This window comes from Allobranchiibius huperziae, from assembly GCF_013410455.1.
In the GTDB taxonomy this organism is placed as follows: domain Bacteria; phylum Actinomycetota; class Actinomycetes; order Actinomycetales; family Dermatophilaceae; genus Allobranchiibius; species Allobranchiibius huperziae.
In genome coordinates this window covers 1,898,747-1,915,489 of sequence record NZ_JACCFW010000001.1, presented here as the reverse complement: position 1 = coordinate 1,915,489, position 16,743 = coordinate 1,898,747, and the positions used below count along the sequence as shown (strand labels likewise).

Here is a 16,743-nt window from a genome sequence, read left to right as displayed (position 1 = left end):
GCCCACTAGCCTTGCTGACGCAGTCGTCGGCAGCCGGCCGGCGCGCATAGTCCGAGGAGCACCCCGTGTCTGCCCAGCTCAGCATCCATGTCGCCGGAGACGAGCGATCGGTGCAGCAGGGCACGACGGGCACCGATCTGTTCGGCGAGGACCGGCGGATCGTGGCGATGCGGGTCGACGGGCAGTTGCTCGACCTCTTCCGCGAGGTGCCGGACGGTGCCGTGGTGGAGCCGGTCGACATCGGCTCGCCCGACGGGCTCAACGTGCTGCGGCACTCCACCGCGCACGTGCTGGCCCAGGCCGTCCAGCAGGTGAACCCCGCCGCGAAGCTCGGCATCGGGCCGCCCATCACCGACGGCTTCTACTACGACTTCGACGTCGAGACCCCGTTCACCCCGGAGGACCTGAAGGCTCTGGAGAAGGCGATGCAGCGCATCGTCAACGAGGGCCAGACCTTCTCCCGTCGCGTGGTCACCGATGACGAGGCCCGGGCGGAGCTCGCCGACGAGCCGTTCAAGCTGGAGCTGATCGGGCTCAAGGGCGGCGCGGCGGAGGCCGCCGACGGCGCCGAGGCGGAGGTCGGCGCGGGCGAGCTGACCATCTACGACAACGTGCGCCGAGACGGATCGGTCGCCTGGGGCGACCTGTGCCGTGGGCCGCACCTGCCGTCGACCAAGCTGATCGGCAACGCGTACAAGATCATGCGATCGGCGGCGGCGTACTGGCGGGGGAGTGAGAAGAACCCGCAGCTGCAGCGCATCTACGGCACCGCGTGGCCGAGTAAGGAGGAGCTGCGCGCGTACACCGACCGGCTCGCCGAGGCGGAGAAGCGCGACCACCGCAAGCTCGGCGCCGAGCTCGACCTCTTCTCCTTCCCCGAGGAGCTGGGTTCGGGTCTGCCCGTCTTCCACCCCAAGGGCGGGGTCATCAAGCGGGAGATGGAGGACTACGTACGCCGTCGCCACATCGAGGAGGGCTTCGAGTACGTCGGGACGCCGCACATTTCCAAGGACGGGCTCTTCCACACCTCCGGCCACCTGCCGTACTACGCGGACACGATGTTCCCGCCGATGGAGTTGGAGGGCGCGAACTACCAGCTGAAGGCGATGTCCTGCCCGATGCACAACCTGATCTACCGCTCGCGCGGGCGGTCCTACCGCGAGCTGCCGCTGCGGCTCTTCGAATTCGGCGGGGTCTACCGCTATGAGAAGTCCGGCGTCGTTCACGGTCTGACCCGGGTGCGGGGTATGACGCAGGACGACTCGCACTCGTACGTGACCCGTGAGCAGGCGCCCGCCGAGATCAAGCACCTGCTGAACTTCTGTCTCGGACTCTTCCGCGACTTCGGGCTGGACGACTTCTACCTGGAGCTGTCCACTCGCGACACCGAAGGGGAGAAGAAGGACAAGTTCATCGGCTCCGACGAGCAGTGGGACGAGGCCACCGCGATCCTGGAGCAGGTGGCCACCGAGTCGGGACTGGAGCTGGTGCCCGACCCGGGCGGCGCGGCGTTCTACGGGCCGAAGATCTCGGTGCAGGCGCGCGATGCCATCGGGCGCACCTGGCAGATGTCGACGATCCAGTACGACTTCAACCAGCCGGAGCGTTTCGGGCTGGAGTACCAGGCTGCCGACGGCACCCGTCAGCAACCGGTGATGATCCACTCGGCCAAGTTCGGGTCCATTGAGCGCTTCCTCGGCGTGCTCGTCGAGCACTACGCCGGCGCGTTCCCCGTGTGGCTCTCACCGGTGCAGGTGCTCGGCGTGCCCGTCGCGGCGGAGTACGACGACTACCTGCGCGGCGTACTGGATCGCCTGAAGGAGAAGGGGATCCGCACGGAGCTCGACGCGTCGGACGACCGTTTCCCGAAGAAGATCCGCAACGCCTCGAAGTCCAAGGTGCCCTTCACGCTGATCGCCGGCGACGAGGACCGGGCCGCGGGTGCGGTCTCGTTCCGCTACCGCGACGGCTCGCAGAAGAACGGCGTGCCGGTCGACGAGGCGATCGAGCTGGTGCAGCAGGCGATCACGGACCGCGCTCAGGTCTGACCGAAATTGGACATGCATACCGGGGCACATCTGCCCCGGTATGCATGTCCAAATTCTTGTGGCCGCCGTCCACACCCTTCGGATTGACGCGGCGTCGTCCACAGCGGGGTCGACCGTGGCTGCGGCTGCCCTCCCCACCGAGGTGCGATGCGTGCGTGACTATCGACCAAGGGGTGGGTGCAGGCCTCCTCACCGCGGGTACGCCGAGTCGACGTGACCTGCGGGCCAGGGCGTTCGCACGCGTCGCATCTCATCACGCAGGTGTTGCGCATCGAGCGGACCTGCTGCGTGAAGGGGTGACCCGAGCGGATCTGCGTACGGAGATCCGCGCCGGCCGGTGGCGGCTCGTCGGGTTGCACACCGTGCTTCTCCCGGAGCCGAGCTGGTCGGCGAGAGCCGTTGGTGGAGCGCGGTGTGGGAGTCGGGTCCAGGTGCCGTGCTCGACGGCGTCACAGCGCTCACCGCGGCCGGACTGCGGAAGTTCGAGGACGACACGGTGCACGTCAGCGTCCCGTCGGCCAACCGGGTACGCCGGTCGTCCGGGATCACCGTGCATCGACCGAACGCTGTGGGACCAGCGGTCGATTCGCCGGTGCCGAGGGTCCTGCCGGAGGTCGCATGCCTGCACGCCGCCGCGTGGGCGCGCACCGATCGGACGGCAGCCCTGCTGGTGTCGATGAGCGTGCAACAGCGGATCGTCGATCGTGATCGACTGAGGACAGCGTGGGAGGCAACCACCTACACGGCGAGGAGAACGCTGCTCGACCAGGTGATCCGGGACGTCTGCGACGGTGCGGAGTCCCTCGGCGAGCTCGACTTCGGCGCGCTGTGCACGGCGTACGGTCTGCCCTCGCCGGACCGGCAGATCCGGCGACTGCGACCGAGCGGGGTGGCGTACGTCGACGCCGGGTGGGAGTCGGTCGGACTGTTGGTCGAGATCGATGGCGTGCACCATCTCGATGTCGACTCGGTGAACGATGACGCCCTGCGTCAGAACGACCTGGTGCTGGGCCGCGAAAGGGTGCTGCGCATCCCGCTGATGGGGCTGCGGACCGAGCCGGCGCGGTTCATGCGCCAGGTGGTCCGTGCCTATCGCCAGGCTGCGGAGACTTGACCATGCACAGCGGGGCATATCTGCCCCGCTGTGCATGTCCAAAACTGGAGAGGGGGTCAGGCGGGCTCGACCACGAAGACCGGGATCTCCCGGTCGGTCTTGGTCTGGTACTCCGCGTACGGCGGGTAGGCGGCCACCGCGCGCTCCCACCACTGCGCCCGCTCGTCGCCTTCGATCCGGCGGGCGACGCCGTCGTGGTGGGATGTCCCGTCCATCACCTCGACCTGCGGGTTGGCGACGAAGTTGTAGTACCAGGCGGGGTGCTTCGGGGCGCCGCCGTACGACGCGACGGCCGCGTAGACCCCGTCGTGCTCGACGCGCATCAAAGGCACGCGGCGCAGCTTGCCGGTCTTGGCGCTACGCACCGTGTAGACGACGACCGCCATGCCCTGCACCCCGACGACCTCGGTGGTGCCGGCCTCGTCGATCTTGGCGAGCTGGTCCCTGACCCACTCGGTCTTCTCTTCGGCGTACTCACCCGTGAGCGGCATGTGTCTCTCCTCGTTCGTGGACGTGTGTGACTGACAACAGCGGGAGGGCGCGGCGTCATTCCGCGACGCGCGCCAGCCCGTCGATGATCTGGGCACCGGGAAGCGCCGCGAGGACCGCCCCGGGCAGTTCGAGCTTGCCGCGGCGCAGCCCCGATCCGATCATCACGGGGTCGGTGTGCGCGACGGCGGCATCGACGTAGATGGGCCACTCCGGCGGCAGGCCAAGGGGGGTGATGCCGCCGTACTCCATGCCGGTGCGCTCGACGGCGGCCTCCTGCGACATGAACGACAGCTTGCGCACGTCGAGGGTGCGGCGGACGACGCCGTTGACGTCGGCGCGGGTGTGCGCCAGGACGACGAGGGCGGCGACACGCTCCACCCCGTCCCGCTTGCCGGCCACGACCACGCAGTTGGCGCACTGCTGCAGCGGGTACCCGGACTTCGCGACGAGCGTTGCGGTGTCGGCGATCTCGGGGTCGATCGAGCACGCGTGTACGACGTCCCGGTCGGCGAGGTCGTCCAGCGCCCGTCGCGTGGGGTCGGCCATCAGCTCGGGGTGGTCGGTGGCCGGTCCCCAGACCAGGAATGCGCGCGTCATACCTCCACCAATACCGCAAGCAGGCGAGCCAGCTCGGCCGCGGGGTCGGTCGTGAGACCGCCGTGGCCCGGACCGGGGCGCAGCACGGTCGAGCGCGGCGCCGCGAGCCAGCCGAACCTGGGCCCCAGTCCGACGAGGTCGGGACGGCCCTCGACGGCGCCGTCCCGGCAGGCGGCCTCGGCGGTCTGCAGGGCCGCACGCACCTCGGCAGGGTCCAGCGTCGGCGCGAACGCCAGCAAGCGCGCGTCGTCGACCGACCAGGCGACCTGCAGGAAGCCGGCCTGCTGGCAGTAGAGGACGACCCCGACGTTGAGGAACTCCTCGCGCACGGCTGAGGGCACGCAGCGCAGTACGACGTACTGGTAGCCCAGCAGCGCGTTCATGACGGGTCCTGCGGCAGCCAGGGCCCGGGGGAGGCGAGCCGCGCGAGCAGGTGTTCGACGTACGCCGAGCGCACCGCCGCGGGATCGAGCAGCCCCGGTGCGGGCTCGAGCCACTCGTCGGGCACGAGGTCGAGCACCGCGCGCAACGCGGGCTCGTTGACCTGGGCGCCGAGCCGCTCGTGCGTCTGCGCCAGTCCGCGTGCGACCGGACGCAGCACGTGCGTCGAGGCGTCGAAGGGCTGCGCGGCGAACCGGGCGGCGTCGGCGCCCCTGGAGGGCCAGGAATGGTGGAAGTAGAGCGCCGCACCGTGGTCGATGCACCACGTATTGCGGTGCCAGCGCAGCAGATTGGGGTTGTGCGGCGTGCGGTCGATGTTCGCGGTGAACGCGTCCAGCCACAGGATCGCCGCCGCCTCGTCGGCGGGCGGCGGGTACGCGGGGTCGTAGTTGAACGCGGCGGGCAGCAGGTCGACCCCGAGGTTGAAGCCCACGCTCGCGCTGAGCAGGTCCTGCACCTCCTCGTCGGCCTCGTATCGCGCGATCTGGATCGGCAGTTCGACCGCCTTCAGCTCGGGCACCCGGATCCCGAGGGCGCGGCCGAGCTCCCCGACGACGACCTCGGCGACGAGCGCCTTCACACCCTGCCCGGCACCGCGGAACTTCAACACCCAGGTGCCCTCGTCGTCGGCCTCGACGACACCGGGCAGCGACCCGCCCTCCCGCAATGGGACGACGTACCGGACGGCACGGGCGGTGGGGAGCACGAGCCGAGGCTACCGACTGCCGCGATGGTCAGCGGATTTCCGGCGCCGACGCCAGTACGCCGCTGACGATCGACCTCGCGACCGGCGCCCAGATGTGCCGCCTAGGATCGAGCGCATGCCTGAGGTGGAGGACGAGCGCGAATTCGCCCGCGTGCCGGACGGTTTCGAGCGGCTCTGGACACCGCACCGAATGGCGTACATCCGGGAGGACAAGCCGGCGGACGACGATGACCTCGGCTGCCCGTTCTGTACGGCCCCCAGTAAGAGCGACGCGGACGGGCTGATCGTGCACCGCGGGCGCACCTGTTACGCCGTGATGAACCTCTTCCCGTACAACCCCGGGCACCTGCTCGTCTGCCCCTACCGGCATGTGCCGCTCTACGTCGACCTCACCGACGAGGAGACCCTGGAGTTCGGGGAGCTGACCAAGGCCGCGATCACGACCATCACGCAGGTGTCGCAGCCGCACGGCTTCAACATCGGGATGAACCAGGGCGCCGTGGCCGGTGCCGGGGTGGCCGCACACCTGCACCAGCACGTCGTACCGCGGTGGGGCGGCGATGCCAACTTCCTGCCGATCATCGGCCAGACCAAGGCCCTGCCGGAGCTGCTGGAGGACACCCGCAGCCGCCTCGCCGCCGCGTGGGGGCAGGGCGAGGACGCGCCGCCCCGGTAGTCTCTGCGCCACCATGCTCAACCGATTCGCGCGCGCCTTCTTCACCACCCTCCTCACTCCAACCGCCCGCTTCTTCATCAAGTGCGGCATCAGCCCGGACGCCATCACCATCGTCGGCACGCTCGGCGTCGTGGTCGGTGCGCTGGTCTTCTACCCCATCGGACAGTTCTTCTGGGGCACGCTCTTCATCACGGCGTTCGTCTTCTCGGACCTGATCGACGGCAACATGGCCCGCCAGCTCGGCCGGTCGAGCAACTGGGGCGCCTACCTCGACTCCACCCTCGACCGATTCGGCGACGCCGCGATCTTCGGCGGCCTGGTCCTCTACTACGCCGACCGCGGCGACAACGTCCTCATCGCCACGCTGGCCCTGGCCTGCCTCATCCTCGGCAGCGTCGTGTCCTACGCCAAGGCCCGCGCCGAGGGCCTCGGGATGACCGCGAACGTCGGCATCGCCGAACGTGCCGACCGTCTCGTGTCGATCCTGGTCATCACCGGCCTGGTCGGTATCGGCAACCTGATCAAGGACGGCAACGCGATCGGCAACTGGGTCGAGGGCATCACGCTCGCGGTGCTCGCCGTGCTCAGCTTCGTCACGGTGCTGCAGCGGATGCTGACGGTGCGCACCCAGGCACTGTCCGCGCAGACGCCTCCCGCTGCCGCCGCCCGCCCGACCGGGGAGAGCAGCACCCCGAGGGTGGAGTGAACCTCACCGACCGGCTCACGCTGGCGGGGTTCCGCGCCGGGTGGGCGCTCGTACGACGGATGCCCGAGCGGGCGGCGTACGCCATGTTCGAGCGCATCGCCGACCGCATCACCGCGCGCGGCGGCAAGGACGTGCAGCGGCTGCGCGCCAACTACGCGAAGGTGCGCCCGGAGCTGGACGACGACGAGCTCGACGCGCTCGTGCGGCTGGGCATGCGGTCCTACTTCCGCTACTGGTGCGACGCGTTCCGTCTGGAGCAGGTCGCCGGCAGCGACGACATCGACCAGATGCTGCGGCTCGCGGGCAACGGGCCGGAGGCGAAGCGGATCCTGGACGGCGGGGACGCGGTGATCCTCTTCCTCGCTCACTTGGGCAACTGGGACATGTGCGGGGCGTGGGCCACCCGCAACTTCGCCCGCGTCACCACGGTCGCCGAGCGACTGAAACCCGAAGCGCTCTTCCAGCAGTTCGTCGACTACCGCGCCAGCCTGGGCATCCGGATCCTGCCGCTCACCGGCGGGGCCGAGCCGTACCCGGAGTTGGTCGCTGCGGTAATGGCCGGCGGGTTCGTGCCGCTGCTGTCCGATCGCGACCTCACCTCCCGCGGCGTGCAGGTGCAGTTGTGCGGGCATCCCGCGCGGATGGCGGCCGGACCCGCGCGCCTCGCGCTGGAGACCGGCGCCGCGCTCTACCCGTTGAGCGTCACGTACGAGAAGCTGCCGGGCCGGGCCATCCAGCGGGTGGTCGCGGACTTCGGGCCGCGGGTGACCGTGCCTGCCGAAGGCACCGATCGCGAGAAGATCACCGCCATGACCCAGCAGTGCGCGGACGCCCTGGGCGACACGATCCGCGAGCACACGCAGGACTGGCACATGATGCAGCGGGTCTTCGTGGAGGACCTGAGCCGTGCCGATGGGGCGGCGCCGTGAGGATCGGCATGGTCAGCCCGTATTCCTTCGACGTGCCCGGGGGAGTGCAGCTGCACATCCGCGACCTGGCCGAGTTCTACCTGGCGCAGGGGCATGCGGTGAGCGTGCTGGCGCCGGCCGACGAGGACACGCCGCTGCCGGCGTACGTCACGGGAGCCGGCCGTGCCGTACCGGTGCCCTACAACGGGTCGGTCGCGCGACTGCTCTTCGGCCCGGTGACCGCCTCCCGGGTCGCGAAGTGGGTCGAGCGCGGAGACTTCGACGTCATCCACGTGCATGAACCGGTCAGTCCCAGCCTCTCGATGTTGACGATGTGGGCCGCCGAGCAACCGCTCGTGGCGACCTTCCACACCGCCACCATGCGCTCGCGCGTCATGCACGCCGCCCAGCCGATCCTGCAGCCCGGCCTGGAGAAGGTGGTCGGCCGGATCGCCGTGTCGGCGGAGGCGCGCGACACCGTGCGCCGGCACCTCGGCGGCGACGCCGTGGTCATCCCGAACGGCGTGTACGTCGAGCCGTTCGCCGCCGCGCCGCACGCGCCCTGGTGGCAGGGCACTCCCGAACGCCCGACCCTGGCCTTTCTCGGCCGGATCAACGAGCCGCGAAAAGGTCTGCCCGTGCTGCTCGACGCGATGCCGCGGCTCCTGGACGCGCGGCCGGGTCTGCGGCTGCTGATCGCCGGGCCGGGCGACGCCCGCGAGGCGCTGCACGGCGTACCGGACCGGGTGGCGGCGGCCGCCGAGATGCTCGGCTCCGTCACCGACCAGGAGAAGGCGAGCCTGCTCGCCTCGGCCGACGCGTACGTCGCACCGAACACCGGTGGCGAGAGCTTCGGGATCATCCTGATCGAGGCCATGAGCGCGGGCGCGCCGGTGCTCGCCAGCGACCTGGACGCGTTCCGTGCGGTGCTGCGCGACGGGGCCGACGGGCGGCTCTTCGCCACCGGCGATCCCGAAGACCTCGCCCGACAGGCGCTCTCGCTGCTCGCCGATCCCGACGCGCGCCGGTCCTATCGCGCGGCGGGGACGGCTCGGGCGCAGGAGTTCGACTGGTCGCGGGTCGCGTCGCAGGTCATGAACGTCTACGAGACCGTCGTCTCCGCGGGTGTCCCGGTCGCGTCGCCGCGGCGGTTGGTCGCCCGCCGTCGAGGAGCGCGCTGATGTACCCGTGGGGCTGGATCGCGATCGCGGTCGCCGTGCTCGCGCTGATCGCGTGGTACCTCTCGTACAGCGCCGCTCGGCTGGACCGTCTGCACGGCCGGGTGGAGGGATCCCTGTCGGCCCTGGACGCCCAGCTCGTACGCCGCGCCGAGACCAGCATGGAGCTGGCCAACTCCGGTCTGCTCGACCCCGCGAGTTCGATGCTGCTGGCGGACGCCGCCGGCTCGTCGCTCGACGCGTCGGACGCCACCGAGGTGAGTTCGGAGGTGCAGGAGCATGGCGTCGACCAGCAGCGGGCCACGATCGAGACGGATCTCACCATCACGCTATTGGCCGTCCTGACGCGGGAAACCGTGGTGCAGGAGGGTGTCTCGGAGTACGCCCACCTGGTGCAGCAGGCGGGCGCGCGGGTGCAGCTGGCGCGCCGCTTCCACGACGACGCCGTGCGCGACGTACGTCGGGTGCGTGCAAAGCCCGTCGTGCGCCTCTTCCGGCTCGCCGGTCGTACGCATCTGCCGCAGATGGTGCAGTTCGACGACCGGATCCCGCAGACCGACTGAGCCCGCGCGCATCGGGAGTACGCGCGCCCGATCGGGCGCGCACGTACTCCCGTTGTCGCGTCCGCCGCGCTGACCACAACCTGTCGTGACCGATAGCGGTCATCGACGCGGACGTGGCACTTTGCGGCCTCGCGCCGCTTGTACGCTGGTCGCAGACCATCCGTCGTACCCCCGCACAAGGAGTCGTCATGACCTCGCAGACCACCGACACCCAGCCTCAGGGTGGCGGCCGCACCGGCACCGCCCACGTCAAGCGGGGGATGGCCGAGATGCTCAAGGGCGGCGTGATCATGGACGTGGTCACCGCCGAACAGGCGAAGATCGCCGAGGACGCCGGCGCCGTCGCGGTGATGGCCCTGGAGCGGGTCCCCGCCGACATCCGTGCGCAGGGTGGCGTGTCCCGCGCCTCGGACCCGGACATGATCGACAGCATCATCGAGACCGTCTCGATCCCCGTGATGGCCAAGGCGCGCATCGGGCACTTCGTCGAGGCGCAGGTGCTGCAGAGCCTCGGCGTCGACTACATCGACGAGTCGGAGGTGCTGACCCCGGCCGACTACGCCAACCACATCGACAAGTGGGAGTTCACCGCACCGTTCGTCTGCGGTGCCACCAACCTGGGCGAGGCGCTGCGTCGTATCACCGAGGGCGCGGCGATGATCCGCTCCAAGGGTGAGGCCGGCACCGGCGACGTCTCCAACGCCACCACGCACATGCGCACCATCCGCGCCGAGATCCGCCGATTGACCACGCTGGCCGACGACGAGCTGTACGTCGCCGCGAAGGAGCTGCAGGCGCCGTACGAGCTGGTCAAGGAGGTCGCGGGCCTCGGCAAGCTGCCCGTCGTGCTCTTCACCGCGGGCGGCATCGCCACCCCGGCGGACGCCGCGATGATGATGCAGCTGGGCGCCGAGGGCGTCTTCGTCGGCTCCGGCATCTTCAAGTCGGGCAACCCGGTGCAGCGCGCGGAGGCCATCGTCAAGGCCACCACGTTCTACGACGACCCCGACATGATCGCCAAGGTGTCCCGCGGTCTCGGCGAGGCCATGGTCGGCATCAACGTCGACGAGATCCCCGAGCCGCACCGGCTGGCCGAGCGCGGCTGGTAAGGCTGCCGCCGCATCGAGCGGAGGGCTTCACCCCGAGCGGAGGGGTACACGACCCCTCCGCTCGACGGCGGACATCTCCGCTCGATGAGGTGAGGGTCAGGGCCGGGGGAGGGTGACGCCGGTCGGGACACTGTCGCCCGGTTCCGGTCCGTGGCCGGCCTCCACGACGGCTTCGTCGCCGATCGCGTTGTCCTGCAGGATGATCGGCCCTTCGACGCGGGCGCGCTGGCCGATCACCGACTGCTGCACCACGACGCCCGCGCCGACCTCGGCTCCGGTCATCACGATGCTTCCGTCCACCACGGCCGCCGCGCCGACCTGAGCGCCGGGACCGACCCAGGAGCCGCCCACCACGGCTGCCGTCGGGTCGACCGTCGCGCCCGGATCGATCAGCGCAGGTCCGTGGCGCAGCACCGCGTCCCGGGACGCCGCGACCAGGGTCGCCGGCGTGCCGACATCGATGCTGTAGGCGTCCTGTACGTACGCCGTCACCACCGCACCGTCGCGCAGCAGCCCCGGCATCACGTCGCGCTCGAAGCTGACCGGCTCGCCGCGCGGCACCTCCTGCAGACAGGCGGGGTCGAGCACATAGGTGCCGGCGTTCACGATCCCCGCGACGAGCTCGGTGGGTTTCTCCTCGAACCCGACCACCTGGTCGTGCCCGTCCACGGAGAGCAGACCGTACGCGCGCGCGTCGTCGACCGGCCGGGCATGGATGCTCACGACGCAGCCCCGCTCCGATCGCGCCTCGTCGAAGAGGAACAGCTGCCGTCGCACGTCGTGACCGGTGAGCTGGTCGCCGTTGAGCACCAGCAGCGCGTCGCCCGGCGCGGGCGCCAGCCGGTCGGCCGCCGCCGCGAGCGCCCCTCCGGTGCCGAGCGGCTGGTCCTCGTGGCAGTAGTCGAGCTGCACGCCGTACGCCGATCCGTCACCGAGCGCGGGCTCGAACTGCTCCGCCCGGTACGACGTGGTGAGCACGACCCGTGTGACCCCGGCTGCGGCCAGCCAGCGCAGCTGATGGACGACCACCGGCTCGCCCGCCACCGGCAGCAGCGGTTTGGGGGTGTTGTCGGTGAGCGGCGCGAGCCGGCTGCCGAGACCGCCCGCCAGGACGACGGCGTACACATCGGGACGTGGGTTCATCCGATGCCCGGGGTCCGTCGAGCGCGGGGTGCGGGCGGGGGCCACGGCGTCGTCCGCGACGGTGGGCACCGGCCGTCCAACTGCTGCGGCACGGGACACTTCCTTCGGGTCTCGGGCGTGATGTGGGACGTACCGCGACTATAGATACCCATTGGTAACCAGGTGACGTACGGCACAGCTACTATTCCCGACATGCCTCCCGAGTCCGGCGAAACCCGCACCCTCTACGTTCCCCGCACCGGCACGAAGGTGTCGCTGTTGGTGGGCCTCGCCCTCATCATCGCCGCGATCTACGTGGCCGTGGTGCCGCTCAGCGTGACGTCCAGGTCCGGGCCCAACTTCGGTTGCGGCACTGCCCTCAGCCCCAACAACGACTCGTTCGGCAAGACCTACTGCTCGGCCGTGGACGACAGTGCTCGTTACCGGGCCATCGCCCTCGGCGCGGGAGGCATCGTGCTCGCCGGCGTCGGTGCGGCACTCTTCGGCTTCGACACCACCACCCGCACCCGCAAGCCGCGCCCCGGTTTCGACGACGGGTACGACGACGACGCGGACGACCTGCCGCCGCGTGGCCGGCGTGACAACGCCCGCAGGACCAGCGACGCCGTCGCGGCCGATGACGAGGCCCAAGGCTCACCGGCCCCCAGGGGCTCGGCGGCCGCCCGCACCGGTGGGGCATCACCGGCCCCGCGCCGCTCGGCGCTCGCCCGTGACCGTCGGCCGGCAGCGGACAGCGTGCCCGCTGACCCGGAGTACGACGAGTCGGCCGGCGACGAAGCACCGCACAACTCCCTCCGGCGCCCCTTCAGCGATCGGTTCGCCGAGCGCAGCCGGGCGCGCGTCGACGTCGACGACGAGTACGACGAGCTGGACGGTCCGCGCGGCCGTCGCTGACGCGCTGATGGCGGGTCAGGCACCTGACGCGCCCATCCCGATGACCCTCGCCTCCTGATGCCCCGCCGCACCCTCTATCGCTACTCGCCCGCCCTCGACGGGGTCCGCGGCACGGCGATGGTGCTCTTCATGGCGTTCCACTTCGGGGCGACGTTCCTGCAGGGCGCGTGGGTCGGGATCAATCTCTTCTTCGTGCTGTCGGCCTACCTGATCACCCGGTTGCTCATCGAGGAGCGGGCGCGGTTCGGGCGGTTGGATGTGCTGGGCTTCTATCGGCGCAGGGCACGGCGGCTGTTGCCCGGCCTCGTCCTGCTGCTGGTCGCCCTCGGGGTCTACGGCACGTTCATCGCGCCCGACGAGGTACGCACGCCGTTACGCGGCGACATCCTGGCCACCCTGTTCTACGTCCAGAACTGGCACCTGATCCTGCGACACGACCAGTACTTCGGGGTGTTCAACCCCTCCTTCCTGCGACACGCGTGGACCCTGTCGGTCGAGGAGCAGTTCTACCTCTTCGTGCCGCTGGTGGTGCTCGCGCTGGTGCGATGGGCACGCCGTCGCGAGGTGCAGGCCGCGGTGCTGCTCGTGCTCGCACTGGTGAGCGCGGTGTGGACGGCCCACATCGGCGTGGCCACCGAGGCGGCCCAGACCCACGCCTACTACGGCACCGACACCCGCGCCCAGGCGCTCTGCGTCGGAGCAGCTCTCGCGTTCGCGACGGGGCTACGCCGTCACCGGTCCGAACAGGTGCGGCTGTCCGCGCCCCTGGTCGCGGTGCTCGGGTGGGGCGGTCTCGCGGCGATGATCTACGCCTACCCCGGCGTCTCCTCCTTCCAGCCCTTCATGTACGACGACGGCGGCATCCTGCTCTTCGCGCTGGCATCCGCCGCCCTGGTCCTGGCCTGCGCGGACGGAAGGCGCTCCCTGCTGCGCACCGTGCTCGGTTGGCGGCCGTTCGCCTACCTGGGGCGCATCTCCTACGGGCTCTACCTGTGGCACTGGCCGGTGCTGCTGTGGTTGCAGCGGGCTCATCCCGGGATCGGCACCGCACCGACTCTGCTGTTCGGGATGTCCCTGACGCTCGCGCTGGCCGCAGCGTCGTACCGGTTCATCGAGCGCCCGGTGCTCCGCGGCGGGGTGCGAGCGCTGATCCCGTCCCTGCGCACCGCACGCGCGGTGGTCGCCGGTGCCCTGGCCGCGGTCGTGGTGCTGGCGTTCACCGCGGGCGCCGCACCTGCCTCCGGCGACGGACCGGTGCCGATGCTGGTGCCCGGCACCCCGACGTACCGACCGGCCGCCACACCGACCAGGGTCGCGATCTTCGGCGACTCGGTGCCCGATCTGCTGGTGCAGCAGAAGCGTCCGGGCACCTACCCGGATCTGCGACTCACGAACCTGGCCTCGCCGGGATGCGACCTGGTGGACGCGCGCTACGCCGACCGGGCCGTCTCGGTCCAGCCCGCGCAATGCACCACCACGAAGCGTGACCTGCAGACGTTGCTGCGGCGATCGGGCGCCTCCGAGCTCGTCGTCTTCGGTGGCCTGACGCTGGCCCTTCCGCACGCCGGGCCGGGCGGAGGCGCCGTCGGCCTGGACGACGCGTCCTACCGCACCTCGATCGATGCCGCGCTGACCGCCTACCGGACCGCGGCGCTCGCCGCGGGCGTGCGCTCCGTCAGCGTGGTGACGGTCCCGTGCCGGGAGCCGGACGTCAGCCGGTGGCCCACCGACTTCAAGCCCTGGTTCGAGCACTCCCAGCAGACCGCGCGGCAGGTGACCGACCCCGTCGCGCTCAACGCGCTGATCACCGAGTGGGCCGCCCGCAACGGTGCCCACGTCATCGACCTGTACGGCGCGTTGTGCGGCCACGGCTTCCAGCCGGAGCTCAACGGCACGACGCTCTACCGGGATCAGGTGCACTTCACGTCGGCCGCGGCGCCGATGATCTGGACCTGGCTCGCACCGCGGATCCGCGCGGCAGCCGGCGCGTCCGGGACCGGTGCGTAGGGATGGCTGCCCTGGCCGACTCCCGCGTGGCGCGCACCGTCCGCGCTGCCGTGAGCACAGACCTGGATCGGCGCGGCCGTGGCTACCGGCGGGCGATCGACGGATACCGCGGCCTGTTCATCCTGCTCGTCGTCGCCTACCACTTCGGCGTCACCGAGCTGGTCGGCGGCTGGATCGGCATCAACCACTTCTTCGTCTTCTCCGGCTTCCTGATCGCCACGATGCTGATCAAGGAGCGGGAGCGCACGGGCTGTCTCGATGCGTGGGCGTTCTATGTCCGCCGCGCGCGGCGCATCGTGCCGGCCATGACCGTCCTGGTCCTGGCCGTGCTCGCGCACACCGCGCTCGACGGGAGCGAATCCCACCGGGCGCGGACGGCCGGAGACGCGTTCGCCACGGCCACCTTCTGGCTGAACTGGCGTCTCATCGCCCGCAACGACCAGTACTTCGACCTCTTCGACGCACCCTCGCCGCTGCGGCACGTCTGGACGCTCGCCGTGGAGGAGCAGTTCTACCTCTTCGTCCCGGCTCTGATCGGGCTCCTCTATCTGGTCTCGCGCCGCAAGATGGTGCGGGCCGTCGTCGTCGCCGCCCTCGCCGTCCTCGGCGCCCTATGGACGGCGTATCTGGTCGGCACGTCGACGGCGACTTTCAGCCGCCTCTACTACGGCACGGACGTGCGATCGCAGGCGCTCTTGGTCGGCGTCGCCGTCGCGTTCCTGCACACCAAGGTGCGCGGCGTACGCCGTCGCGAGATCCCGCGCGGCATCGCCAACACCTTCGGCATCATCGGGACGATCGCCTCGGTGTCGGCCTTCTTCGTGCTCGGCGACGCCAGCGTGTGGGTGTTCCGCGACGGCGGCCTCCTCGTCTTCGCGATCCTCGCGGCACTCATGGGCGTGAGCGCACTGGACACCAGGGACCTGCTGATCAACCGCATCGTGGGCAACCGGGTGCTCGTGCACTTCGGCCAGATCTCCTACGGCATGTACCTCTACCACTGGCCGATCAGCCTGTGGCTGCACGTCCCGCACGCCCCCGTCGCCGTGCAGGGCGCCGTGCAGTTCCTGGTCACCTGGTGCGTCTCGGTCGCCTCCTACCGGCTGCTGGAGATCCCGGTGATGCAGTACGGATTCGGCGCGTTGATCCGCCGCGGTCGTACCTGGGCGGGTCCTGCGGTCGCTGCCTCCGTCGCCGTCCTGGCACTGGTCGCCCAGTTCGTCCTGCCGACCGCCGACGCCTCGACCTGGGACGGCACCCCGCTGGACCCGGGGGTGACCTACGCGGCCCCTGCACAGCCGGTCAAGGTGGCCATCGTCGGCGACTCCATCCCCGCCTCCATCGCCGACGGTTTCGTCGGTGCGCGATATCCACGCTTCGACCTGCTGCGCTACGCCGCGTACGGCGGGTGCGACTTCACCCCGATGACCGTGGTGCTCGGCAGCAAGGTCATCGCCGAGGATCCGCACTGCCCGTCGTGGCGTCAGCAGTGGCCCGGCCAGGTCCGGTCCGCGGGAGCCGATGTCGTGCTGGCGCCGGCAGGACTCGCCTTCACGCTGCCGCTGCAGATCGACGGCCGGAAGGCGCCGCCCCGATCGCCTCAGGTACGCAGCGCCGTGCTGGGCAGTCTCGACGCGCTGCTCGTGTCCTACGGGCGGACGGGCGCGCGGGAGTTGGACGTGATGAACGTGCCGTGCCGCGTGCTGCACCCGGAGACACTGCCGGTGTCGGCGCAACAGAATCTCGGCAGCGCGCCGATCGTGCTGGACACGACGTGGATCAACGCCGTGATCGCCGGATGGGTCGCCCACCACCAGGCCCGGGGCGTGCACCTGCTGGACCTCAGCTCCCGACTGTGCGCCACCGGCTACCACCCGGTGATGAACGGGACCACGCTCTACCAGGACGGTGTCCACTTCACCCAGGGTGGAGCACAACTGATCTGGAGCTGGCTGGCTCCGGCGATCGTCGACGATCTGCGCAGACCTCAGGCATCATGATCGACCCAGCGGCGCGCCGACGAACCTGACCGCGCGCAGGACCGACGCATGTGCAGGCGTCGTACGCTGCACGGGTGGCGAGCATGGGGGGCTTTCGCGCCGACGCCGGCGCGGTGGGGACAGGGGCGCCGATCGGGCGTTCGGGCTCGCCTGAGGGGCGA

16 protein-coding genes are annotated in these 16,743 nt (G+C 70.5%); 11 read left to right on the top strand and 5 right to left on the bottom strand.

The features are described from left to right. The first annotated feature begins 65 nt into the window (after window positions 1-65). Window positions 66-2,048: a threonine--tRNA ligase gene (thrS, locus tag HNR15_RS09040; protein ID WP_179481031.1), complete on the top strand. Its 1,983-nt coding sequence runs from the start codon at window positions 66-68 to the stop codon at window positions 2,046-2,048. A gap of 436 nt (window positions 2,049-2,484) precedes the next feature. Beyond that, window positions 2,485-3,162: a hypothetical protein gene (locus HNR15_RS09035; RefSeq protein ID WP_179481029.1), complete on the top strand. Its 678-nt coding sequence runs from the start codon at window positions 2,485-2,487 to the stop codon at window positions 3,160-3,162. 56 nt (window positions 3,163-3,218) lie between these two features. Here HNR15_RS09035 and HNR15_RS09030 read toward each other — a convergent pair whose 3' ends face one another. The 4 genes from HNR15_RS09030 to HNR15_RS09015 are packed head-to-tail and all read right to left on the bottom strand — an operon-like array spanning window position 3,219 to window position 5,398. Next, window positions 3,219-3,653 carry a nitroreductase family deazaflavin-dependent oxidoreductase gene (locus HNR15_RS09030; protein WP_179481027.1) on the bottom strand — a complete coding sequence of 145 codons (435 nt, stop codon included), beginning with the start codon at window positions 3,651-3,653 and terminating at the stop codon, window positions 3,219-3,221. A gap of 55 nt (window positions 3,654-3,708) precedes the next feature. Beyond that, the gene (locus HNR15_RS09025; protein WP_179481025.1) at window positions 3,709-4,251 is read right to left on the bottom strand and encodes a YbaK/EbsC family protein; all 543 of its coding nucleotides are present in this window, start codon (window positions 4,249-4,251) and stop codon (window positions 3,709-3,711) included. Then, window positions 4,248-4,634, bottom strand: coding sequence for a DUF3037 domain-containing protein (locus HNR15_RS09020; protein ID WP_179481023.1), 387 nt, complete (start codon window positions 4,632-4,634; stop codon window positions 4,248-4,250). Before HNR15_RS09020 ends, HNR15_RS09025 begins: the two co-directional genes overlap by 4 nt. After that, window positions 4,631-5,398 (bottom strand): HipA family kinase, encoded by a 768-nt coding sequence (locus tag HNR15_RS09015; RefSeq protein ID WP_179481020.1) that lies wholly within the window; start codon window positions 5,396-5,398, stop codon window positions 4,631-4,633. Before HNR15_RS09015 ends, HNR15_RS09020 begins: the two co-directional genes overlap by 4 nt. A gap of 115 nt (window positions 5,399-5,513) precedes the next feature. Between HNR15_RS09015 and HNR15_RS09010 the strand changes: the two genes are divergently transcribed. The 6 genes from HNR15_RS09010 (at window position 5,514) to pdxS (ending at window position 10,538) form a co-directional block, all read left to right on the top strand. After that, entirely contained in the window at window positions 5,514-6,074 is a 561-nt protein-coding gene (locus HNR15_RS09010; protein ID WP_179481018.1) for an HIT family protein, read from the top strand. A 13-nt stretch (window positions 6,075-6,087) separates the two neighbouring features. Beyond that, window positions 6,088-6,780, top strand: a complete 693-nt coding sequence (gene pgsA / locus HNR15_RS09005) for a phosphatidylinositol phosphate synthase (RefSeq protein WP_179481016.1) — start codon at window positions 6,088-6,090, stop codon at window positions 6,778-6,780. Continuing rightward, the gene (locus tag HNR15_RS09000) at window positions 6,777-7,709 is read left to right on the top strand and encodes a phosphatidylinositol mannoside acyltransferase (protein WP_179481014.1); all 933 of its coding nucleotides are present in this window, start codon (window positions 6,777-6,779) and stop codon (window positions 7,707-7,709) included. The genes pgsA and HNR15_RS09000 overlap by 4 nt, the downstream gene beginning before the upstream one ends. Further along, window positions 7,706-8,869 carry a glycosyltransferase gene (locus tag HNR15_RS08995; RefSeq protein ID WP_179481012.1) on the top strand — a complete coding sequence of 388 codons (1,164 nt, stop codon included), beginning with the start codon at window positions 7,706-7,708 and terminating at the stop codon, window positions 8,867-8,869. Before HNR15_RS09000 ends, HNR15_RS08995 begins: the two co-directional genes overlap by 4 nt. Then, window positions 8,869-9,429, top strand: a complete 561-nt coding sequence (locus HNR15_RS08990; protein ID WP_179481010.1) for a hypothetical protein — start codon at window positions 8,869-8,871, stop codon at window positions 9,427-9,429. The genes HNR15_RS08995 and HNR15_RS08990 overlap by 1 nt, the downstream gene beginning before the upstream one ends. A gap of 188 nt (window positions 9,430-9,617) precedes the next feature. After that, window positions 9,618-10,538, top strand: a complete 921-nt coding sequence (gene pdxS, locus HNR15_RS08985; protein ID WP_179481008.1) for a pyridoxal 5'-phosphate synthase lyase subunit PdxS — start codon at window positions 9,618-9,620, stop codon at window positions 10,536-10,538. Window positions 10,539-10,634: 96 nt separating this feature from the next. Here pdxS and HNR15_RS08980 read toward each other — a convergent pair whose 3' ends face one another. Continuing rightward, window positions 10,635-11,750, bottom strand: a complete 1,116-nt coding sequence (locus HNR15_RS08980) for a sugar phosphate nucleotidyltransferase (RefSeq protein ID WP_179481006.1) — start codon at window positions 11,748-11,750, stop codon at window positions 10,635-10,637. Between the two features lie 123 nt (window positions 11,751-11,873). Here HNR15_RS08980 and HNR15_RS08975 point away from each other — a divergent pair, with 123 nt between their 5' ends. The 3 genes from HNR15_RS08975 to HNR15_RS08965 are packed head-to-tail and all read left to right on the top strand — an operon-like array spanning window position 11,874 to window position 16,582. Next, complete coding sequence (locus HNR15_RS08975; RefSeq protein ID WP_179481004.1) at window positions 11,874-12,575, top strand: hypothetical protein; 702 nt, start codon at window positions 11,874-11,876, stop codon at window positions 12,573-12,575. Window positions 12,576-12,632: 57 nt separating this feature from the next. After that, window positions 12,633-14,582 (top strand): acyltransferase family protein, encoded by a 1,950-nt coding sequence (locus HNR15_RS08970; protein ID WP_179481002.1) that lies wholly within the window; start codon window positions 12,633-12,635, stop codon window positions 14,580-14,582. 2 nt (window positions 14,583-14,584) lie between these two features. Further along, the gene (locus tag HNR15_RS08965) at window positions 14,585-16,582 is read left to right on the top strand and encodes an acyltransferase family protein (RefSeq protein ID WP_179481000.1); all 1,998 of its coding nucleotides are present in this window, start codon (window positions 14,585-14,587) and stop codon (window positions 16,580-16,582) included. Window positions 16,583-16,743 lie beyond the last annotated feature (161 nt).